Raw genomic sequence first — 20,835 nt, 5'->3', positions numbered from 1 at the left:
GAACGGCGAACCGACATCCATTGGAGGACAGACATGACTGCGATTGAAGTGCAATACGGCAAGGACCTGCTGCGGCGCGACAGCACCTACAAGGCCGGCATGACGGCCCTGCTCTATGTCGACATGCAGCGCATTTGGTGCGAGCCGAACCTCGACCCGACCCATCCGCAGGATGCCGACAGCTACTACCACCGCCGTCTGCGCGAAAAGGTCATCCCCAACCAGGTCCGCATTCTCGAAGCGGGCCGCAAGGCCGGCTGCAACGTGCTGCACACCATCATCGAAAGCCTGACGCTTGATGGCCGCGACCGCTCGCTCGACCACAAGCTTTCCGACATGCATGTGCCGAAGGGCTCGCCCGAGGGACAGGTGATCCCGGCGCTCGCGCCCATCGACAACGAGATCGTACTGCCGAAAACCTCCTCCGGCGTCTTCAACTCGACGAACATCGACTACGTGCTGCGCAACCTCAACACCCGCTACCTGATCATCGCCGGCGTCGTCACCGACCAGTGCGTCGACATGGCCGTGCGCGATGCCGCCGACCGCGGCTATCTCGTCACGGTCGTCGAGGATGCCTGCGCCACCTACAGCCAGGAACGCCACGACGCGGCGATGCGCGCCTATGCCGGCTATTGCTGGATCACGGACACCGACACCGTCGTCAGCCGCCTCGGCGGGCTCGGCCGCACCTGATCGTTTCAAGAAGGGGATCACCATGACCGAGAGCAGCAACGGCAAGGCCTTCGCCGACCTGACGGAACTTGCGACCTTCGTCACGACCGACATTGCCGGCATCACCCGCGGCCGCAGCTTCGCGGCCTCCGAGATCGAGGATTACCTGCGCAAGGGCGTGGGCTGGGTGCCGGCGAACCTCGCGCTGACACCGTTCGACCTCATTGCCGACCCGAACCCCTGGGGCTCGGCCGGCGACCTGCGGCTGATGGCCGATCCCGCCAGCAAGGCGCGCGTCACCTGCCTGCCGGACGAGACGCCGCTGCACTTCTACCATGCCGACATCACGGACCTCACGGGCGAGCCATGGGAGTGCTGCGTGCGCAGCTTCCTGAAGGCGACGCTGGCCGAATTCGAGAAAGAAGCCGGTCTCAGGGTCATCAGCGCGGTCGAGCAGGAATTCCAGGTGCTCGGCGCCGACTGGCCCGCAGCCCCTGCCTTCGGCCTGCGCGCCCAGCGCCGCGCCGAACCCTTCGGATCCCTGCTGATGACCGCGCTGAAGGAAGCCGGCGCCGAGCCGGAAATGTTCCTGCCGGAATATGGCAAGGACCAGTTCGAAGTCACCTGCCGCCCCGCCCCCGCCCTTGTCGCCGCCGACCGCGGCGCGACGATCCGCGCCGTGACCCGCGAGGTTGCCGCCCTCTTCGGCTGGACCGCCAGCTTCGCGCCGAAGACGGACCCCAACGGCGTCGGCAACGGCGTGCACCTGCATGTCAGCTTCACCGATCTCGACGGCAACCCCGTGACCTTCGACGCCTCGCGCCCCGGACGGCTCTCCAAGGTCGCCGGGTCCTTCGCGGCCGGCGTCATCAGGCACCTGCCGGCGCTTGCCGCCTTCACCGCGCCCTCCGTGCTCTCCTACATGCGCCTCGTGCCACATCACTGGAGCGCGGCCTATACCTGCCTCGGTGAAAAGAACCGGGAAGCGACGCTGCGCATCTGCCCGACGCTCGACCTGCCCGGCAGCAACCCGGCCAAACAGTTCAACATGGAATACCGCGCTGCGGACGCCTGCGCGAGCCCGCATCTGTCGCTGGCCGTCGTGCTGCGTGCCGGCCTCGAGGGCATTCGCGCCGGGTTGGAACAGCCGCCATTGATCAACACCGACCCGTCGGAATTCTCCGCCGAGGAACAGGCGAGGCTCGGCATCCGCCGCCTGCCTTCCAGTCTTTCGGAGGCACTCGATACGCTGGCTGCCGATGACGTGGTGACGGGCTGGTTCTCGAAGGATTTCCTCGACTGCTATTTCGCCATGAAGCGCAAGGAGATCGAAATCGTCGAGGGTCTTTCGCCCGAAGACCTCTGCGCCCGCTACGCCACCGTCTATTGATTGGGCAGATCATGACCTCAAGCAATGTCATTCCCCATCCCGAGAACCGGTGGCGGCACGATCCGGCCCTGCCGCTGCTCGCCATCGACGAGCCGCCGCCCTATAGCGTGATCAATCCCAATGGGACCTCACCCTACCTGCTGCTTTGTGAACATGCGTCCAACCGTATCCCGAAGGCGCTCGGCGACCTCGGTCTGCCGGAGACGGAGCGCCGACGCCACATCGCCTGGGATATCGGCGTCAACGCCCTGTCCCAGCATCTCAGCCGCATGCTCGATGCGCCGCTATTCATGACGAACTATTCGCGGCTCGTCATCGACTGCAACCGTCCCCTCGGCGTCCCCTCGGCCATGCCCGAAATCAGCGAAACGACCAAGATCCCCGGCAATATCGGCCTGACGGAAGCCGAGAAGACGCAGCGCATCGAGACGTTGTTCACGCCCTATGCCGAGGCCGTCGCGAGACGGCTAGACCTGTTGCAGCAACAGGGCAAGCGCCCGATCGTCGTCGGGATCCATTCCTTCACGCCTGTTTATTTCGGCAAGCAACGCCCATGGCACGCCGGTATCCTCTATGGACAGGCAACCGGCTTCGGCCAAATGCTAGTCCGGGAACTCCAGGCAGAATCCGGCCTCACCATCGGCGACAACGAGCCTTACATCATCCATCGGGATGAGGACTATACGGTGCCCGTCCATGCGGACGCACGCGGCCTGCCGGGTGCCCTCATCGAGGTGCGGCATGATCTGATCGACACGCTTTCCGGCGTCGGCGAATGGGGTGACAGGCTCACCCGCTGTTTCAAGGCGGCATTGCAGGAGCAGGGCTGATGGAGGACAGTCTCTACGACAGGGATGAAGCGGCCATCGGCACCCTGCAGAAACTGCGCTTCTTCCCGCTTGCCATCAGCGGCGGAAAGGGTGCGCGGCTTGTGGAGGAGAATGGCCGCGAACTCATCGACCTCTCCGGCGCCTGGGGCGCGGCGAGCCTCGGCTACGGCCATCCCGCCATCGTCGAGGCCGTCTCCACCGCCATCGCCAACCCTGCCGGCGCAAGCATCCTTTCCGCCTCGAACGCACCGGCCGTGGCGCTTGCCGAAAGGCTGCTGGCGCGTTTTCCCGGTCGCGGCGGGCATAAGGTCTGGTTCGGCCATTCCGGCTCCGATGCCAACGAAGCCGCCTATCGGGCGATCGTGAAGGCAACCGGCCGCACCGGCGTCATCGCCTTTGTCGGCGCCTATCACGGCTGCACCGTCGGCTCTATGGCATTTTCCGGCCACAGCGTTCAGGCCGGCGCAGCCAAGGCGGATGGGCTGATCCTTCTGCCCTACCCCGATCCCTACCGCCCCCATGAGGGCGATCCGACGGGCGATGCCATCCTCACGCTTCTCAGGGAAAAGCTGGCTGTGGTTCCGGCCGGCTCGATCGGTGCGGCCTTTATCGAACCGATCCAGTCAGATGGCGGCTTGATCGTTCCTCCCGATGGTTTTTTGCGCAAGTTCGCGGATATCTGCCGCGCCCATGGCATTCTCGTCGTCTGCGACGAGGTGAAGGTGGGCCTTGCCCGCAGCGGCCGCCTGCATTGCTTCGACCACGAGGGCTTCGTGCCCGATATCCTGGTGCTCGGCAAAGGCCTTGGCGGCGGCTTGCCGCTCTCAGCCGTCATCGCACCGGCCAATATCCTCGATTGCGCCAGCGCATTTGCCATGCAGACCCTGCACGGCAATCCGGTCTGCGCCGCCGCAGGCCTTGCCGTGCTCGAAACGATCGACCGCGAAAACCTTGCCGCAGGCGCGGAGCGCAAGGGAAAATTGCTGCGCGACGGTCTGGCGTGGCTTGCCGAACGCCACACCCTCATCGGCGACATTCGCGGCCGGGGCCTTGCCTGCGGCGTCGAACTCGTACTCGACCGCCAAAGCCGTGCGCCGGCGCGCGTGGAGACCGCAAAGCTGATCTACTGCGCCTACGAACTCGGCGTCGTGCTCTATTATGTCGGCATGAACGGCAATGTGTTGGAAATGACACCGCCGCTGAGTATCACAGAAAATGATATTCACCAGGCAATAGAGCTGCTCGATAGAGCCTTCTTCGAGCTCCCAACGATATCGGACGAAGTCCTTTCGAGGTTTTCTGGTTGGTAGTGGTGTTCGGTACACGCAGCGCAAGTCTTTCAAAAAGTCTGCAAAATCACTCGCTCAAGTACGATTGGTCCGTTGACCTTTCCCGGTTGAACTCATCCATTTTGAACTAAGCCCTGGCCCCCGAGAGGACCAGAGAATGGAGCGCAACCGTTTCATGGACAGACAGATCTCGGCCTTCTGAAAGAGTATGAGGCCGGCACGCCAGTAGCGTAGCCTTACCGTAAGCGCGCCTCATCGATGCTAGTGTCTATAAGTTCGGAGGCATGGATGTTCAGCTGACAGGCGGCTGAAGACGCTGGAAGAAGCGGACACGATGTCAATTGACGCAACCTAGCCATCCCGCTTCAGCAAAAGTGATGGTGTGGAACGGCCCTTCGCACCGGCATCAAGGATGCCCACTGCGCGCGAGGCGGTCATTTTGCAGGATATGGCTCTTAATGAGGGGCGAACTGGCGACCCTGTTGGTGAATCCTCGTCCGCATTGGATTTCTCTTACCAACCCATCGTCTTGCTGCTTGTGTGGCTGCGCATCTTGCGGCCGAGGTGCAGTTTGATGAAAGCACTTGTTCGCCGAGCGTGACTCCGCATTGCGGTTACATCTCTACTCCCCATGCAAGCACAATTTGGGGCAGGTACCACGGTTGTGATATCGACACGTAGAGGCTAGCGCCGCGCCGTGAGGCGTGTTGAACGAATGCCGTGCCTGAAGTTCAGGCCACCGCCGCCCGCCGGCCCGGAAATTTGTGGATTTCTACGCGTTGGAAGATGGGGGGTGTTTGTACGTCCGAATGCGCATGCCCTCCAAGGCTGCAGGCGCCTGGCTCACACCAGTTGCCACGCTCCTGCGGAAGCCGCCAGGTGTACATATCTTCGCTCCGGTCCTTTTCGTCGTCAGGCAATTCCCGGTAGAGGCCCTCCAGAAAGACGCTTTTCCATTCCCCCCAAGTCACCAACTACTCAACCTCCACGCGGGCGCGTAGACTGAAGTGAAGGTCGTCTATCTTCTTTCCTGGCAAAGAAAAACTGTAGAAAACCCGTTTCTGATAGATGTAATGGATCGGCGCAACATGGGGCGGGTTACCGGAGATGTATCCTAAAATCCGGCAAACAGGCCTCGAGCACCAAACTTACCGTTTGTATCGTGATAAATTCCAAGCTGGCGCAACTTTCGAGCTTGATCACCACTTCATACAACGAACACCAGAACATGCCTGCCACCATCCACGGGCAAACGTATCGGACCGCTAGCGTAGGGCAACGACGCGCCGTCCAACGTCGCGGAGGGCGTGCTGTTTGGTCGATCGGAAGCCCTTCTGACCTGGATATCGTAGCAAGTGTCTCCCATTCTGAACGCCACCTCGACCTGCGGCCATGATGCCGGCAGGCAAGGGTCCATCACGAGCACTGCGCCTTCCCGGCGCAGGCCGAGGATGCCCTCGATGCCGGCGCGGTACATCCAAGCGGCGGAGCCTGTGTACCATGTCCAGCCACCGCGCCCGACATGGGGGGCGACCGAGTAGACGTCGGCGGCGACCACATAGGGCTCGACCTTGTAGCGTGCTGCCGCTTCGGGTGTGTTTGCATGATTGATCGGATTCAGCAGGGCGAAGAGATTGTGTGCCTTATCGCCTTGCCCCATCCGCGCGAAAGCGAGGATCGCCCACATGGCAGCGTGGCTGTACTGGCCGCCGTTCTCACGCAGGCCCGGCGGATAGCCCTTGATGTAACCCGGGTCACGTGGAGTCGCGTCAAAAGCTGGTGTGAAGAGAAGGGCAAGCCCCTCCTCTTTGCGGATCAGATGGCGCTCCAGCGACGCCATGGCGGCGGCGGCGCGGGCGGGATCGGCAGCGCCGGATAGAACCGCCCAGGTCTGGGCGATGCTGTCGATCCGGCATTCGTCATTGTCCTTCGATCCCAGCCATGAGCCATCATCGAAGGTGGCGCGCCGGTACCAAGCCCCGTCCCAGGTTTCCTGTTCAATGGAAGCCTTGAGATTCTCTGCATGCGCCTTCCAGTGTGCGGCTCGTTCGGGGTCGCGGCTCTCCGCAAGCGGCGCGAACAAGTCGATTGTGCCGATCAGCATCCAGCCGAGCCAGACGCTTTCCCCTTCACCGCCCTCGCCGACCCGGTTCATGCCGTCGTTCCAGTCGCCGGTGCCAATCAGGGGCAGGCCATGACGGCCGGTGAGCGTGACGGCCTGGTCGAGGCCGCGGGCGCAATGTTCGAAGAGCGAGGCCGTCTCGCCGGAGGGCGTCGGCTGGAAGAAGGCATCGTGTTCCCCCTCGGCGAGGACTGGTCCATCCAGAAACGGGATGACCTCATCGAGGATCGCCGCATCGCCGGCCGTTCCGACATAGGTCGCGGTGGCGAAGGCGAGCCAGACGCGGTCGTCGGAAATTCGCGTGCGAACACCCGCGCCCGAATGGGGCAGCCACCAATGCTGCATGTCCCCTACGGCAAACTGCCGGCCTGCCGCGCGCAGGATATGCGCCCGTGTCTCCTCCGGCCGGGCGAAAGCCAGCGCCATGCCGTCCTGCAACTGATCGCGGAAACCATAGGCACCGCTTGCCTGATAGAAGGCCGAGCGAGCCCATATGCGGCAGGCGAGCGTCTGGTAGAGCAGCCAGCCGTTCAGCATGATGTCCATCGCCCGATCCGGTGTCCTGACCTGCACGGTCTGCAACAGCGTCTGCCAATGCGCGTTCACGTCGGCAAGAACCGCGCCGAGATCGGCGGCGCGGTAGCGGGTGATCAGCGCGCCGGCTTCCTCCGCCGAAGCGGCTTCACCGAGGAAGGAGACGAGTTCGATGCTTTCACCCGGGTCGAGTTCGATCGTGCATTGCAATGCAGCGCACGGATCGAGGCCCGCGCCGACCTTGGCGCCGAGCGGCATTCGTCTTGTAAGCGCCGCCGGTCGCGCGGAGCTCCCGCCCCGCCCGAGGAATTCCGTGCGGTCGCCGGTCCATGCGGTCTGCCGTCCACCGAGATCGGCGAAGGCGACGCGGCCGGGAAAACCCATGGCCGATCGATTGCTAGCGAAGATCGCGCCCGTCTCGACGTCCAGGGATGTTGCAATGAACGGCGCGCTTGCACCCCGCAGGGTGCCGAGCACCCATTCGGCATAGCTCGTGATCGACAGGCGGCGCGGCCGCGACGAATGGTTGGTCAGCGTCAACCGCGAAATGCGGATGGGATCGGCAAGCGGCACGTAGGAGAGCAGGTCGCTTTCGATCCCGTGCGCCCGATGCGCGAAACGGCTGTAACCGAAGCCGTGGCGCGCCACATACCGTCCGGAATCTCGGATCGGCTGGGGTGTGGGGCTCCAGAGGTCGAGTGTCTCCTCGTCGCGGATATACAGGGCCTCACCGGAGGGGTCGCAGACCGGGTCGTTGGACCATTGCGTGATCTGGTTCTCACGGCTGTTTTCCGCCCAGCTATAGGCGCTGCCGTCCGCCGACACCTGGAAACCGAAGGCGGGATTCGCGATAACGTTGATCCAGGGCATCGGGGTCGTCGCGCCGTTTTCCAGCACGGTCACATATTCCGTGCCGTTCCTGTCGAACCCGCCCAGCCCGTTGAAGAATTCTAGATCCACCGGTGGCGCGACCATCTCGGCCGAGGATTTCGAGGGAAAGGGCGGCGGCAGAGGAGCCGAGCGCTCGATGCCGTCGGAAAGACGCGCCAACTGATCGGCGATCAGGCCACGATGGGCCGAAAGCACGACGCGCGCGGTGGCGTTCAGGAGGTTTTTCGTCTCCTGGTTCAGGAAATCGGCGCGCAGCACGTGCACCGCGCCCTGTGCCGGCGTGTCGCCGAAACGCGGGCGGGACTGGCTGGAGCGCACGGCGGCCTCGACGGCGTTCTGCAGATCCTGCACATAGGACGCAGCGCGCTCGTTGACGATCACCAGATCGACGGCGAGCCGCTTGATGCGCCAGTATTCGTGCGCGCGCAGCATCTGGCGCAGCTGCGGAAGGTCTTCGGCATCCTCGATGCGCAGCAGCACGATCGGCAGGTCGCCGGAAATGCCGTAGGGCCACAGGCCCGACTGCGGCCCGGCACCGGCAAGGATGGCATCCGACGCGGGGCGGAAGCGCGCGTCGGCATAGAGGATGGGCGCGGCAAGACGCTGGAAGTCCGCAGCCTCCTCCAGATCCATGTCGAGATGGTGAAGCTGCACCTGCGCCTGGGTCCAGGCAAGCGTCTTCGCCCGCTCGAAGGCGCTCCTGTCGTGGTGCTTGTCGATCCGTTCGAGGAGCTCTTCACGCGAGCCGGCGACGACCGTCCAGAAGGCGACGCGCGCCACCTTGCCGGGAAGCACCCGCACGCTGCGGCGCAGCGCGAAGATCGGATCGAGAACGGTTCCCGCGGTGTTGGACAGCGCCTGCCCGTCGTGGATGGCCGCGGCGGTGGCGATGGAACGGCCGCGCCCGAGGAAACGGGCGCGATCGGATTCGTATTGCGAATCGGCAACCGCATCGCCCTCGACCACCGCGAAATGGGCGGCCCAGATCTCGGCCTCCGAAGGCGCGCGGCGGCGCCGCGTGGCGATGAGCGCGCCGTACTCCGGCAAATACTCGGTCTCAACGAACATCTTGTCGAAAGCGGGATGCGCGTTGTCGGTCGCCGGCGTGGCAAGCACCAGTTCGGCATAAGAGGTCAGCTCGATCTCGCGCACTCGTCGCCCGCTATTGGTGAGGCAGATCCGGCGCACCTCGCCGTCATCTTCGCCGGAGACGATGACATCCATCTCCGTCGTCAGCGTCTCGTCATGGCGAATGTATTGCGCGTGATCCTCGCCGAAGACCACCGAGGCCTCGGCCCTGTCGCCCGTTGCCAGGGGGGTGAGTGAAAAGACTGTGCCAGTCTGCATGTCCCTGAGAAAGATGAAGGCGCCGCAATCGTCGCGGGTCGCATCTTCGCGCCAGCGCGTGACGGCGATATCGCGCCAGCGGCTGTAGCCGCCGCCCGAGGCCGTCAGCATCACCGCATAGCGCCCGTTGGACAGGAGATGCGTGACCGGCGCGCCGGCGACGGGCAGCGCCAGCCGGCGCACCGACGGCGCCGGGTTCAGGGAAATTCCTGCGGATGCCTTGACCTCCTCGGCGCGCGGGCGGGCAATCGCCACGTCGCGCGGCATGCGCTCCGACAGCAGAAGCTCGCTGGCCATGATCATCGGCTCGCGGTGGAACCGCGCCCGCATGCGCCCGTCCTGCAGGAGGACGGCAATGGCGACGATGGTCATGCCCTGATGGTGGGCCATGTAGCTGCGGATGATCTCGACGCGGGCATCTTCGGGCAGGCGGGCGCGGGTGAAATCCAGCGCCTCGTAGAAACCGTGAACGCCGCGCGCACCGAGGGATTCGAGATGCCGGTAGTTGTCGAGCGCGGCATGGGGATCGACCATGGCGGCAAGGCCGGTGGCATAGGGGGCGATAACCATGTTGCCTGACAGCCCGCGCTTGAGGCCGAGCCCCGGCACGCCGAAGTTGGAATATTGATAAGTGAACTCTATATCGCGCGCATTGAAGGCGGATTCCGATATGCCCCAGGGCACGTGCCGCGATCGCCCATAGGCCTCCTGCCTCGCGACGATCAGCCTGTTTGTGTCGTCGAGCAGGCTTCCCGCCGGTGCGCGCATCACGAGCGAAGGCATGAGATATTCGAACATCGAGCCCGACCAGGAGATCAGCGCCGAGCCGCTGCCGAGCGGCGTCGCCGCCCGACCGAGGCGGAACCAATGGCGCGTGCTGATATCGCCCTTAGCGATGGCGAAGAAGCTCGCAAGCCGGGCTTCCGAAGCGAGAAGGTCGTAGCAGTTCGGGTCGAGCCCGTTGTCGGCGAGCGAATAGCCGATGGACAGGAGCTTCCTGTCGGGATCGAACAGGAAGGCGAAATCCATGTCGAGCGCCATGGTGCGGGCTGTGTCCGAAAGCGCCTGAAGCCGGGCTTTCACGGAGGCGGCATCGTCGCGGAAGACCTGCCGGTCGCGCGCGGCCTGTGTGACGGATCGGGCGAGCGCGCCTATCCAGAACGTAAGATCGGCGGCCGTGCCGTCATCGGCAGGTGCTGCCTGCTCGGCCAGTTTCAAGGCCTTGTCAAGAAGCCGTGTCAATGCCGGTGTTGCGGCCTCGATGGATTGGGGGCCACGCACGAGGGCTTCAGCCTCGTCGAGAATGGCTGTCAGGCTGGCACCGGGATTGCCGGCCGTCTCGCCGAGAGCCATGCGGGTGAGCGCCAGCGTATCACCGAAACCCTCCCCGTCTTCCGCCGGCGGCGTCCCGGCCCACTCCTCGCAGGCATTCGCAAACGCGATCAGGTGGCCGGCGAGATTGCCGCTATCGACGGAGGAGACATAGGCGGGAGCGAGGGTTCTGAGATCGCGCGTATCGTACCAGTTGAAGAAATGTCCGTTGAAACGATCAAGCCGCTTGAGCGTAGAGAAAGTCGCTTCCAACCGTTCAAGCGCTTCAAGGGTCCCCACCCAGCCGAAGTCGCGCGCGGCGACCGTCGAGAGAAGATAGAGGCCGATATTGGTCGGCGAGGTGCGGTGGGCGATGGCGGGCAGCGGGGTTTCCTGGAAATTGTCCGGCGGCAGCATGTTTTCCAGCGGGGTAACGAAGGTCTCGAAGAACCGCCATGTGCGTCGCGCGACGAGCCGGAGTTCCGCCGCATCGCCATCCGAAAGCGCCCGGCCCGGCCGTGCTGTCGGCGACCGGCTGACCCAGAGCGCGATGGCGGGCGTGGCCGACCAGAGGAGCGCCAGCAGCAGAGCCAGAGGCCAGGCGGCCGGCGAAAACGCGACGGCAGCAGTGAGAAGGATCAGCGCGGTCGCCGTGCCGCCCGCCATGTCGCGGTAGAAGCCGGCAAGCGTCAGCCGTGTCCGGTTTCCGGACGTCGCGGCGGTCGTCCACTCCAAGAGTTTCCTGCGCGTCACCATCAGCCGGCCAGCGGTTCTGAGCACGGCGTCGCAATTGCGCCATGCCTGATCGGGCAGGAAGGAGAGGACAAGCGCGGCCTGCATCGCGGCGAGCTTGATGTCGCCGGCAAGTCTGACGGCATGGCTGCTCAGCTGCAGGCCACTGCGGCGCGGCAGGATGGCGAAGGCTACCGGCAGGAAAGCGGGAAACGCGATGCAGGCCGCGATGAGCAACGCACCTGTCACGCCCGCCTGCAACGGCATCGCGCAACAGGCTACGAGCGCCGCGAATATCGATGGTGCAATGAGGGTACGGCGCAGATTGTCCAGCATTTTCCAGCGGCCGAGTGCGGGAAGCGCCCGCCGTCCGAATATCCAGGGCAGCAGCTGCCAGTCGCCGCGCGCCCAGCGGTGCTGGCGCCGGGCGGCGACGTCGTAGCGCGACGGAAAATCGTCGACCACCTCGACATCGGAGGCAAGCCCCGCCCGCGCGAACGTGCCCTCGAAAAGGTCGTGGCTGAGAAGGGTATTCTCGGGTATGCGCCCGGCCAGCGCCGCCTCAAAGGCATCGACGTCATAAATGCCCTTGCCGGTATAGGAACCCTCACCGAACAGATCCTGATAGACGTCGGAAACGGCCGCGGCATAGGGATCCATGCCGCCGGGCGCGGAAAAGACCCGCTGGTAGAGCGAGCCTTCGCGGCCGATGGGAAGCGACGGGGTGACACGCGGCTGGATGATCGCATAACCATCGACGACCCGCTGCTGCCCGATATCGAAGCGCGGCCGGTTGAGAGGATGCGCCATCTTGCCGATCAGCCGCAGGACCGTGTCGCGCGGCAGTTTCGTATCCGCGTCGAGGGTGATGACATAGCGCACGTCCGGCGGGACGGACGGCGACTTTCCGCCGAGCGCCATGAAGCTGGTGTCAGTGGCGCCGCGCAGCAGGCGGTTGAGCTCGTGCAGCTTGCCGCGCTTGCGCTCCCAGCCCATCCAGAGGGTCTCGCCGGCATTGAACCGGCGCTTGCGGTGCAAAAGCAGGAAGCGGTCGCCAGAAGGACCCGGCCCGTGCCGGTGATTGAGGTCGGCCATGCCCTCGACAGCGAGCGCGAGAAGCGCACCATCGCCCTCGACGGTCTCCTGCGACGCATCCTTCCCGTCGGTCAGCAGGGCAAAACTCAGGTCGCCGCCAGCGCCCGAGAGATGATGGACCTCCAGCCGCTCGATCTGCTCCAGCAGGTCGGCACGATTGCTCAGGAGCGTCGGCACGACGACCAGCGTGCGTGACGACGATGGGACACCCTGCGCGAGTTCCAGTCCCGGCAGACCGGTCGCGCCGTGGCTCCAGCTCACGAAGCGGTTGACGAGCGCCGTCGCGATATCGCTTGCCGGCAACAGCGCCAGCATCGCGAAGACGATCATGCCGGGCGCCGAGAGACCAGTGATAGACAGCAGCCATAGCGCAAGCGCCAGAAGCATCGCCGTCATGAACCCGATCGCCCCGGCATAGCCGGCAATGCCCGTGCGCGCCGCCAGCCGCCCGGCGATTAGGTGCCGGGGCGGGCGGAACCCGATCGTGCGCTCGAAGGCCGGCCGCCCTTCCGCGATCAGATGGTAGCCCGGATCCGCGACACGTTCGGCCTGCGAGGCGGTATCGTCTGTGACCGCTGCGGCCTGTGCCGCTTTCACCGCCTGCCCGGCAATGTCGAGTTCCGACAGGTCCGAGCCGCGGGCGAGGTCTTCGATGGCGCTGCGATAGAGGTTGCGCGTGGCGAAATCCATGCGGGCGAAGCTGCCGTCGGCCGAAAGGCGCGCATCGACGAGGCTGACCTTTTCAAAAAGATCGGCCCAGTCGACATCGCTGATCAGCCGCATGCTGGTGATGATGTTCCTGATCGTGACATTCGACGCGCCCTGGCGCTGCTGGGCATGCCGCACCACAGCGTCAACCGAACTGTGCTGCCTCGCCAGCCGCGCCTCCAGCCAGCCATGCGCCGGTGTCGTGCTGGGGTCCTGGTCGCGCAGCCGTTTGGCAAGCTGGGCCGCGAAGAGCTCGGGCAGGGGGTCGGCGGAGACCTTTTCAAGCGCGCTGCCGCGACCCTCGTTCGCCAATAGCCGGTCGGCCAGCGCATCCGCCTCGGCACGCATCCGGCGCCCGGCGGTGATCTGGTCGGCAAGCCTCCGCAGGTTCTCGACGAGCACGATGCGCAAGGTGATCGCCACGGCCCACAACTCGCCGATAGTCAGCGGCTGAACCTTTTGATAGGCAGCGATGAAGCGGACGAGCGTCTCTGGATCGAAATGGCTGTCGGTGTGCGCGACGAAGGCCCAGGCAATGCCGAAGACGCGCGGATATCCGGCGAACGGCCCCTCGGCGAGTTTTGGCAGCTGCCTGTAATAGTTGGGCGGCAGGTCGTCATGTATCTCGCGGATTTGCTCCTCGACCAAATGGTAGTTGTCCAGCAGCCATTCGGCCGCCGGCACGACGCCGCGCTCGTTCTCCACCTCCAGGGCGCTGGCACGGTAGGCGGCAAGCAGGACTGCCGCGTTGCTCTTAAGGCGCTTGTGCAGCGACTGGACGGACGGCGGCCGCTTCGTTACCGGTTGGGCAAGCGCAAGGGTCGCGGCGTGCTGCTCGAGCCGTTCGATGCCGAACAGTTCCTCCCGCACGGGCATGGGATCGTTCCATGGCATGCCCGGTGCCCGGCGGAAACCGAATCCGGACGACGGACTGTTGCCCTCGCCTTTCCCGTCCGTAACTACTTGCGGCTCCGGCGCCGACTTGGAGCCCACCTCAGGATGGTGGGTCCTTTCGGCAACGGCGGTTTCCGAATTGCCGATGTCTTGCACGCCACGCTCTTGGCCTCTGGCCATAATCATTCCTTTGCCCAGATGCGGCCAGGCAGCCGGCCGGGCGAAACCCGGCAATCGTGTCGGGGATGTAGGTCGCCGAAGCTTCGTCCGGGAGCGGACGCTCTCAGCCGAAATCGGCGCGCGTCAAGACGTAAACCGGCTTTCGGCCAGCGGAATAGGCGCGCCGCGCCGCCTTGTAGACAGAGACGCGGGCATCGTCGAAAGCCCTGAGATAACCGGCTTCGGAAATCACTCCCGGGAACAGGTCCGCCCCCGCGAAGAACGGAATCTCGAACATGCCGTCATGACCAATAAAACGGATACGCTTGCCGGCCTCTTCATAGCTTCGGCTTTGGTTTGGAAAACTGAGACTCATGGAACGCTCCTTACGGTGACGGCGCCTCTTCGATACGAAAAGCCGCTATGAGCACCGGAAATAATCCCGCCGGCGCTGTTCAAAAATAATGTCATCAAAAAATCTGATGCAGGCTGCACAAAATTCCAAAAACTCAAATAAAGCATGTAACTCATTACTGTAAATTCTCATCGACAACCCACGAGTTCATGTGTTTTTCGATTGAATTCATCATATCACAAAAATTGAAATCATGTGTTTTTGTTTTGCAACCGGAAAAAAATGAGGGAATTCAAAGAAAAATCTTTAATTTCATTTGCTTTCTGCGCGTTGAGGCGCACACTGAAACTGTCCGGATTGCCATTGGCTCCAGGTCCGAGCGCGGGCCCTTATCGATCCCGATAATCATCGATTATAGGGAGTAACGTCATGTCATTCAGTTTGAACATGGAAAAAGCAAAACCCTACATGGTGGGTTTCGTTCTCGGCCTCGTGGCTGCGCCGCTCATCGCCTTCAATGCGGGATGGGTTTCGACCACCAGCGCACGTATCGAGGCGGTCAAGACCGCACGGGTAGAGACTCTTGCGGGCATATGTTCTGCCTCGGCCAGCCGCATCGCCACCGCCAGCAGCACCGATCTGGCAACCTACAAGGGATATGAAAACCGTACGAAGCGGGATGAACTCGTTGCCGCCGCGATGGCCGACATCCAGGTGCCAGCGGATCTTCTCAGCAAGGTCACTTTCGATTGCGGGCGCACATTGTCCTGACAAGCACTGAACTCACAAGATACGAAGCCGAAGGCGTTTTCGCCTTCGGCTTTCAGTTGGAGTAATGCTTGAATTTGGAGCAGACAGCCGCGCCTGTCATGCAGCTTCCGACCACACCTGCTCCGTTGCTACTTTCGCTTCAACTTCGGCAAGGGTGCAGGATTGGACACCTCTTTCGCCAGGCGGAGCGCGCGCAGCTTCTCGGTCTTCTTTTCCCACGTTGCGGCCTCCCGATCGATGATCCTCCAGGCGACCGAGTTGGTCTCCGACGCCTTTTTATCCGCAGTAGTCTTTGTCGGCTTGAAAAACCGTTCGCTATTCGCTGTCATCCGTCAACTCCTTCACCCCGCAACGACTGATCGTCATCCGGGCGCCGCTTATCTGTCACGATTGTGATGCGACCACGAAGTCGATGGCGTCCCGAACCGTCAGGAATTCCTCGGCCGGCTCGTCAGGAATGGCGATGCCAAACTCGTCTTCGATGAGCATCACGATTTGGACCACCTCCAAGGAATCAGCGCCCAGGTCATCGACAATTGAAGCGTCATCGACGACCTTCGATTTCTCGACAGCCAACTGTCCGATGATGATGTTTTTCACACGCTCGGCAATATCGGCTCTTCCGTCTTCCATGGCGATGTGTCCTGATGAAGAATAATTACTGGGACGCTGCCGGCTGACGCGATTGGGAGGGATGAAGGCGATCATAGCGGCTCTGGTCCGGGCGGTAGGACCAAACAAAACCAACCGCCAAAACCAAGACAACAAGAATCACCGTCAGACGATTGGGCATCGTGGCCACGCGGCGGTGGAACCGCCCTCGTTTTCCCAAACCTCGACACCGGCGCGCTGTTCTTGCGCGCGCGTTTTGCGAGATAGAGGATAGTTTCCGGCATCGATCGTCGCCGACTTGATCAATCGGATAAGATTTGCCGCATCCTCATTCATGGTTCCCTGCCCGAGCACAAGGCTGTGGGTCTCATAGTCGGCGTTCTTGAGAATCTGCCGGAGGACGGTTCGGCGGTGCGTTCCCGGAATATCGGGGCCCTTGAAGATGAGGATTACCATAGCCAACCCTCCATGAAGAGGATGAGGATCATCGTCAGGCTGGCTGCAAAAAACACATAGCCACCCGCGGTGGTCCATACATGTCTTTGCTGTTTGTGGAAGAATATGGAAGACATTGAGTCCTCCTTCATTTCAGGGCCAGGGTAACCAACCCTCAAACAGCAGCGCCCTTGTCAATGGCTGCTGGAACACCAACCTTGCGCCCGATACCACGCATTGGCAAGCCCTCAATTGGGGCCGTTTCATGCCGATAGCGCTCCGAAGTCAGTGGTCGATGGATGAGACGGCGAAGCGTACTGCTCGTCATCGATGGCTTTTGAAAAGTGCGCCATTGCTGAAGGTCGCAAGGCTTCCGCCCCAACAGGCGTGAGGCAACAATGCGCACCAAGCGAAATCACCTGCTGTTTTTGAAGCCACGCAAGAGCATCACGGCTGACCTTTTTCCCAATTTCGGAGCGCGGCCGATAAAAAGCGAAGTCCGGTCGCACGAAGACAAGAGACACATTGTCATCGAGACATCTGACAAGGCTGGCGTCAGGCGCATCCAGGTTGTTCTTTTGCTGTCTGTCGTTGATGACGTCGCTCACATTATTTGTGACAGCGTGGTTACGGCGCTTTGCCTGAACGCGGTTACAAGCGCCTACCACATCTACATCCTGACCGCGGGAGGGCTTCGATGACCCTGAATGCAAGGAGGACGAGAAAGCCGTGCTCAAAATGACCGAAAGAACCACCGAAACCGAAATCACATTCACGCATCCGTTTCACCTCGAGTCCCTTTCGGAGCCTCTGGAAGAGCGCCGATTAGCCCGCCTGCTGCGCCACCGGCCACCGCGCCTGCCACTGCGCCCGCCGCCGTGGCAGCAAGCCATCCGGCGGCAACCACCGGCCCGACGCCGGGAATGATGAAGGTGTCGTCGCCCTTCCCGGCGAGTATGGGCTTTCCGCCTTCGCATCGGAAATCGGCAAGCTGCGCGTGTGGGGACGGGAACCTTCTGTAAAGTTCGGCGAAGTCTCGGCGGCGATCAACTAAGGCCAATGCGAGGCGGTGCTTTTTCCGTGTCATGGGTCCTGCATGACCTCTCCTCCAGCCTGCGTCGACGCCGGCTGGCGTAGCTGCGTGGAATTCAGTCGCTCGAACGCGCTCTGTTCAGGGCGAAACATCCAGACCAAGGTGATCGAAAGGACAACGAGGAAGGCCGATAGCATCAAGCGACTGATCATATCGCATCGCCTTTCGTCGCGCCGCCCTCGTTTTCCCACACCTGAAGGCCAGCATCATCTGCGGCTCGGGGCAGATGACGCGCCCTATGTTCGAGGTTGTGCAACATGAAAGGCGGTTCGATAAGACCGGCCTTGAACTGGCTGATCCCGAACTTCGCGGCGGAGCGACTGCGCTTCGTCTCCGTTCCTCCTTCCGCAATCTGATAATCCGAACGCTTCAGAATATCGCGAACCAGTCTTATGTCTGCGGCGTGCGTATATTGTTTTGGATAAGTGGAAGACATGTCGTCCTCCATTCACATCGGGAGGTATGTGTGCTTCGCACTCTGCTTATCGGTGGACAGATTTGTTGTGGGAGGCGTGGTTCGGAGCGCCGCCTTCATTCTCCCATCCCTGCAGATCGTTTTCGCCAGATCGCAAGGGCACGCTGACCGGACGAAATTCCGCCTTGCAAATAAGCGGTAGGCCTTGGATAGCATGCCGAGGCCGAAGGGGGGCAAAGAGTACCTTGTACTTCAGTGGGCGACCGAAAGATCGTTCAAGTTGCTCCATCAGCCTGTGCGGCGAGGCTTTGCCGGAGTGGACCAACCGCATCAGCAGTTTGGTGGCCGTGTTGAATTTTTGCCCGTTCTCAGCAAGGGCATCCGGGCTGTAGCCCGCCATGCGCAGCGCGGACCGGACCATTTCCCGCGATGAGATTTCAGAAATTCCAGCACCGGAAGACATGTCGTCCTCCTTTGATTGGGGCCAGGGTAACCAACCCTCAAACAGCAGTGCCCGTAACATTGGCTGCTGAAGAAATCAGTGTGGGGCCACCTGGTGCCGAAAGCAAGGGTACAAATAAGGTCAATTCGGTTCACTCTTCCAGTGCGCAGATTCGCCATTGTTTTGCAGCGTGCGATGCCTCGCACCCCAACCATATCATCGAAGCGATGAGACGCCCTTATTAAGCTCTTGAGATCCCATCAGGGGTGATTATCCGTGCCGGGCGGGCATTTTTCCCTGATCGCTGCCAGAGCGGCGGGGAAGTCTTTTTGAAAACGTCGCCTTCCAGTTCGTTCTGCGCATAATGACGAGGACGGGCCGAAAGCTTGGCAAAGCCGAGCGCCTTAAGTTCGCGGCCCACCGCCGTCTCGTCGATGGAAATGCGGAACTCCTCGAACAACCACTGGGCCAGGTCCTTGCGCCGCCAGCGCACCACGCCATGAATGGCCGGAATTGGGCCGCTTTCCACAAGTTGAGCCAGCGCCTTGCGCTGCGCGTCGTTCAGTTTCGACCGAGCCCCGGGCGCTTTGGTGTTCATCAATCCATCGGGACCGCGCTCATTGAAGCGCACGACCCAGTCACGAACGATCTGTACCGTCACGCCGCCGATCTCGGATGCATACTGTCTGGACCCACCGTCATAGATCGAAGCAAGAGCCAGAAGCCGGCGAACTTGCGCGGCGTCCCTGGCTTTCTTCGCAAGCCGTCTCAGCGTCGAGCCGTCATAGTCCATCCGCAACGAGATCGCTCTCGTCATGCCGAACCTCCGTTCGACACAGGGAGTCAGAAATTCGATGATTTGGGAACCCCTCTACGAGAGGCCGTCAGCGCGCGTTGGTATTAGAGCAACAACTTCAAGGCAATTTAACAGGAAGAACGGCGAGTTTCATTTGCTTCCCCTGTCCCAAGGCGCAAGATAAAACTGTCCGGATTGCCATTGGCTCCAGGTCCGAGCGTGGGCCTTATAGATCCCGATAATCATCGATTAGAGGGAATAAAGTCATGCCATTCCATCTCAGCATCGAAAATGCAAAACACTATCTGGTGGGTTTCATTCTCGGCCTTGTCGCCGCGCCGCTCATCGCGTTCAACGCGGGATGGGTTTCGACCGCCAGTGCACAAGCCGAGGCCGTGAAATTCGCGCGCGTGGAGACGCTTGAGGGCATATGTTCCGCCACCGCAAGCAGCACCGATCTGGCAACCGTCAAGGGGTATGAAATCCGCGCCAAGAGGGACGAACTCGCCGCCGCCTTGGCGGATATCCAGGTGCCGGCGGACCTTCTCAGCAAGGTCACCTTCGACTGCGAGCGTACATTGTCCTGATCCTCGCGCGATAGACCGAAGCGCGATCAGGACGGCAAAAGCCCGGTCCGGATAAAAGCTCCCGGGCCAGAAATCCGGCAGCCGGCAGAGCCCGATCCGGGTCCGGGTTCAAGCCCTGCCGATTTCACAGGCTTCGTCGGACATAATATCACCGACCTTGCAGGCGGCCTCCGTCCGGTTGGTGGCGCCAACCTTTTTCATGATACTGCGAATATACACCTTCACCGTGCTCTCACAGAGATTGAGTTCTAGGGCGATGAGCTTGTTCGCCTTGCCACGGCGCAGCGCATCGGCAACGGACAGCTGACGCGCCGTGAAAACGTGATGGCCACATCGCTCACGGGAATAGCGGCCCAAACGGCCGCGCACCGCCAGCACGCTGCTTGCCGGAACAAACCGACCGCCGGCGATGGCAAGCGCAAGTGCCTTGATGCAGACATCGATATCGACGGTGTTCGGAATGAAGCCTTGCACGCCTCGGTCGATGACCTGCAGTACGTGATCAAGTGTCTGAATGCCGGACAATATCACCACAGGCACTGGCTCAAGCGTCGTCACGAACTGCGCGATCTCGTCCATGAACTGCGGCGCCACGACGTCCCTGCCGACGATGTTGACAAGAGCGACGCGGAGCGTGCCAAGGCCTGCCTTGCGCTGCTGCCAGCTGACAAGCCCGGAAAAGGTGAAAATGCTGATGCCGAACTGATGCGTATCAAGACTGTTGGCAAGACATTCCCGGTCGAGGTTCCTTTTGTCGAAGATCGCGACATAGTCGCTCGGCGCATATCCCTCCGGCTCCCCGTCCACGTTTTCCCTGGAATAGGCTCGCATATCGCTGCCGGCTAAATCTCGGGCCTGGAGAATTTTGATCGGCTCCTCTTCGCAAGCCCCCTCGTTGTCTTTCGCCATTGTGGCCCTCATTCGTCTATCGGTCGAAGTGACACGCCCGTCCCGCATTCCTGCGGCCACCGCGCGCTGCGCAAGCACTTTGAGGGATTCCGCGATCGGCAGGGTCTGGTTCCCCTCGATATCGCAGCGTCGGCCTCGCGAAAATTCTTCTTCGAACGCGTAGACGCCGGCAATGGAAGGCGCCTCGCCTTCGGGAAAATCGATCTAAACCGGGAATAGTATCCGCAAAAAAGAAGATATTTATGCAACGCAGAAATGCTTTGAGAGGCAAGGTGAAAAACACTCGCCAAGAAAACACCATCCGGTTCGGTCCGATTTATTTTTTAGGGTCCGGACCCAATAATTAGCTTTCCTTGAGCGCTGGGGCATGATTCATTGCCGCGACGAAAGGGCGGTGAGATGTCTGATTTCTTTTGGTTTTCCGATGCGCAGTGGGAACGGAT

The 20,835-nt window shown here is 62.0% G+C and carries 16 protein-coding genes; 6 read left to right on the top strand and 10 right to left on the bottom strand.

What is annotated here, in order from left to right; translation table 11 throughout:
- The first annotated feature begins 33 nt into the window (after positions 1-33).
- The 4 genes from P9A16_RS32995 to P9A16_RS32980 are packed head-to-tail and all read left to right on the top strand — an operon-like array spanning position 34 to position 4,205.
- Positions 34-696, top strand: coding sequence for an isochorismatase family cysteine hydrolase (locus P9A16_RS32995; RefSeq protein ID WP_272790531.1), 663 nt, complete (start codon positions 34-36; stop codon positions 694-696).
- 22 nt (positions 697-718) lie between these two features.
- Positions 719-2,065 (top strand): glutamine synthetase family protein, encoded by a 1,347-nt coding sequence (locus P9A16_RS32990; protein ID WP_130520384.1) that lies wholly within the window; start codon positions 719-721, stop codon positions 2,063-2,065.
- Positions 2,066-2,076: 11 nt separating this feature from the next.
- Positions 2,077-2,895, top strand: a complete 819-nt coding sequence (locus P9A16_RS32985) for an N-formylglutamate amidohydrolase (protein WP_278026425.1) — start codon at positions 2,077-2,079, stop codon at positions 2,893-2,895.
- Positions 2,895-4,205, top strand: coding sequence for an aspartate aminotransferase family protein (locus P9A16_RS32980; RefSeq protein ID WP_130520388.1), 1,311 nt, complete (start codon positions 2,895-2,897; stop codon positions 4,203-4,205). The genes P9A16_RS32985 and P9A16_RS32980 overlap by 1 nt, the downstream gene beginning before the upstream one ends.
- 1,186 nt (positions 4,206-5,391) lie before the next feature.
- On the opposite strand, the gene P9A16_RS32975 is transcribed toward P9A16_RS32980, so the two are convergent.
- Positions 5,392-13,818: a GH36-type glycosyl hydrolase domain-containing protein gene (locus tag P9A16_RS32975; protein WP_165909462.1), complete on the bottom strand. Its 8,427-nt coding sequence runs from the start codon at positions 13,816-13,818 to the stop codon at positions 5,392-5,394.
- A gap of 283 nt (positions 13,819-14,101) precedes the next feature.
- On the bottom strand, positions 14,102-14,353 hold the full coding sequence (locus tag P9A16_RS32970) for a DUF1488 family protein (RefSeq protein WP_130520392.1): 252 nt from the start codon (positions 14,351-14,353) through the stop codon (positions 14,102-14,104).
- 408 nt (positions 14,354-14,761) lie between these two features.
- Between P9A16_RS32970 and P9A16_RS32965 the strand changes: the two genes are divergently transcribed.
- Positions 14,762-15,103, top strand: a complete 342-nt coding sequence (locus P9A16_RS32965; RefSeq protein ID WP_130520394.1) for a hypothetical protein — start codon at positions 14,762-14,764, stop codon at positions 15,101-15,103.
- A gap of 128 nt (positions 15,104-15,231) precedes the next feature.
- Here P9A16_RS32965 and P9A16_RS32960 read toward each other — a convergent pair whose 3' ends face one another.
- The 7 genes from P9A16_RS32960 to P9A16_RS32930 all read right to left on the bottom strand — a co-directional run bounded on the left by P9A16_RS32960 (position 15,232) and on the right by P9A16_RS32930 (position 18,917).
- Complete coding sequence (locus P9A16_RS32960) at positions 15,232-15,432, bottom strand: hypothetical protein (RefSeq protein ID WP_130520396.1); 201 nt, start codon at positions 15,430-15,432, stop codon at positions 15,232-15,234.
- A 55-nt stretch (positions 15,433-15,487) separates the two neighbouring features.
- Complete coding sequence (locus P9A16_RS32955; RefSeq protein ID WP_130520426.1) at positions 15,488-15,736, bottom strand: acyl carrier protein; 249 nt, start codon at positions 15,734-15,736, stop codon at positions 15,488-15,490.
- Between the two features lie 144 nt (positions 15,737-15,880).
- A complete protein-coding gene (locus tag P9A16_RS32950) occupies positions 15,881-16,171 on the bottom strand; it encodes a hypothetical protein (protein WP_130520397.1) in 291 nt (96 codons plus the stop codon).
- Positions 16,172-16,413: 242 nt separating this feature from the next.
- Positions 16,414-16,758 carry a hypothetical protein gene (locus tag P9A16_RS32945; RefSeq protein ID WP_130520399.1) on the bottom strand — a complete coding sequence of 115 codons (345 nt, stop codon included), beginning with the start codon at positions 16,756-16,758 and terminating at the stop codon, positions 16,414-16,416.
- Between the two features lie 633 nt (positions 16,759-17,391).
- Positions 17,392-17,679 carry a hypothetical protein gene (locus P9A16_RS32940; RefSeq protein WP_130520403.1) on the bottom strand — a complete coding sequence of 96 codons (288 nt, stop codon included), beginning with the start codon at positions 17,677-17,679 and terminating at the stop codon, positions 17,392-17,394.
- 46 nt (positions 17,680-17,725) lie between these two features.
- Entirely contained in the window at positions 17,726-18,121 is a 396-nt protein-coding gene (locus P9A16_RS32935) for a hypothetical protein (protein WP_130520405.1), read from the bottom strand.
- A gap of 220 nt (positions 18,122-18,341) precedes the next feature.
- Complete coding sequence (locus P9A16_RS32930) at positions 18,342-18,917, bottom strand: helix-turn-helix domain-containing protein (protein WP_272790529.1); 576 nt, start codon at positions 18,915-18,917, stop codon at positions 18,342-18,344.
- Positions 18,918-19,162: 245 nt separating this feature from the next.
- Here P9A16_RS32930 and P9A16_RS32925 point away from each other — a divergent pair, with 245 nt between their 5' ends.
- The gene (locus P9A16_RS32925; RefSeq protein ID WP_130520409.1) at positions 19,163-19,483 is read left to right on the top strand and encodes a hypothetical protein; all 321 of its coding nucleotides are present in this window, start codon (positions 19,163-19,165) and stop codon (positions 19,481-19,483) included.
- 108 nt (positions 19,484-19,591) lie between these two features.
- Here the strand turns inward: P9A16_RS32925 and P9A16_RS32920 are convergent, their stop codons facing one another.
- Positions 19,592-20,392 carry a helix-turn-helix transcriptional regulator gene (locus P9A16_RS32920; protein ID WP_245462386.1) on the bottom strand — a complete coding sequence of 267 codons (801 nt, stop codon included), beginning with the start codon at positions 20,390-20,392 and terminating at the stop codon, positions 19,592-19,594.
- Positions 20,393-20,835: the final 443 nt, after the last annotated feature.

Source organism: Shinella sp. 838, from assembly GCF_029623935.1.
Lineage (GTDB): Bacteria > Pseudomonadota > Alphaproteobacteria > Rhizobiales > Rhizobiaceae > Shinella.
Note: the sequence above shows the minus strand (reverse complement) of the source record. Positions and strands in the feature narration are given on the sequence as shown.

What these genes read in the sequence shown, in the direction of transcription:
- P9A16_RS32985 (WP_278026425.1), top strand. Translation starts at nt 2,077, where the DNA reads ATGACCTCAAGCAATGTCATTCCCCATCCCGAGAACCGGTGGCGGCAC.
- P9A16_RS32990 (WP_130520384.1), top strand. Translation starts at nt 719, where the DNA reads ATGACCGAGAGCAGCAACGGCAAGGCCTTCGCCGACCTGACGGAACTT.
- P9A16_RS32930 (WP_272790529.1), bottom strand. Translation starts at nt 18,917, where the DNA reads ATGACGAGAGCGATCTCGTTGCGGATGGACTATGACGGCTCGACGCTG.
- P9A16_RS32935 (WP_130520405.1), bottom strand. Translation starts at nt 18,121, where the DNA reads ATGTCTTCCGGTGCTGGAATTTCTGAAATCTCATCGCGGGAAATGGTC.
- P9A16_RS32965 (WP_130520394.1), top strand. Translation starts at nt 14,762, where the DNA reads ATGTCATTCAGTTTGAACATGGAAAAAGCAAAACCCTACATGGTGGGT.
- P9A16_RS32970 (WP_130520392.1), bottom strand. Translation starts at nt 14,353, where the DNA reads ATGAGTCTCAGTTTTCCAAACCAAAGCCGAAGCTATGAAGAGGCCGGC.
- P9A16_RS32980 (WP_130520388.1), top strand. Translation starts at nt 2,895, where the DNA reads ATGGAGGACAGTCTCTACGACAGGGATGAAGCGGCCATCGGCACCCTG.
- P9A16_RS32950 (WP_130520397.1), bottom strand. Translation starts at nt 16,171, where the DNA reads ATGGTAATCCTCATCTTCAAGGGCCCCGATATTCCGGGAACGCACCGC.
- P9A16_RS32995 (WP_272790531.1), top strand. Translation starts at nt 34, where the DNA reads ATGACTGCGATTGAAGTGCAATACGGCAAGGACCTGCTGCGGCGCGAC.
- P9A16_RS32940 (WP_130520403.1), bottom strand. Translation starts at nt 17,679, where the DNA reads ATGTCTTCCACTTATCCAAAACAATATACGCACGCCGCAGACATAAGA.
- P9A16_RS32920 (WP_245462386.1), bottom strand. Translation starts at nt 20,392, where the DNA reads ATGGCGAAAGACAACGAGGGGGCTTGCGAAGAGGAGCCGATCAAAATT.
- P9A16_RS32975 (WP_165909462.1), bottom strand. Translation starts at nt 13,818, where the DNA reads ATGCCATGGAACGATCCCATGCCCGTGCGGGAGGAACTGTTCGGCATC.
- P9A16_RS32925 (WP_130520409.1), top strand. Translation starts at nt 19,163, where the DNA reads ATGCCATTCCATCTCAGCATCGAAAATGCAAAACACTATCTGGTGGGT.
- P9A16_RS32960 (WP_130520396.1), bottom strand. Translation starts at nt 15,432, where the DNA reads ATGACAGCGAATAGCGAACGGTTTTTCAAGCCGACAAAGACTACTGCG.
- P9A16_RS32955 (WP_130520426.1), bottom strand. Translation starts at nt 15,736, where the DNA reads ATGGAAGACGGAAGAGCCGATATTGCCGAGCGTGTGAAAAACATCATC.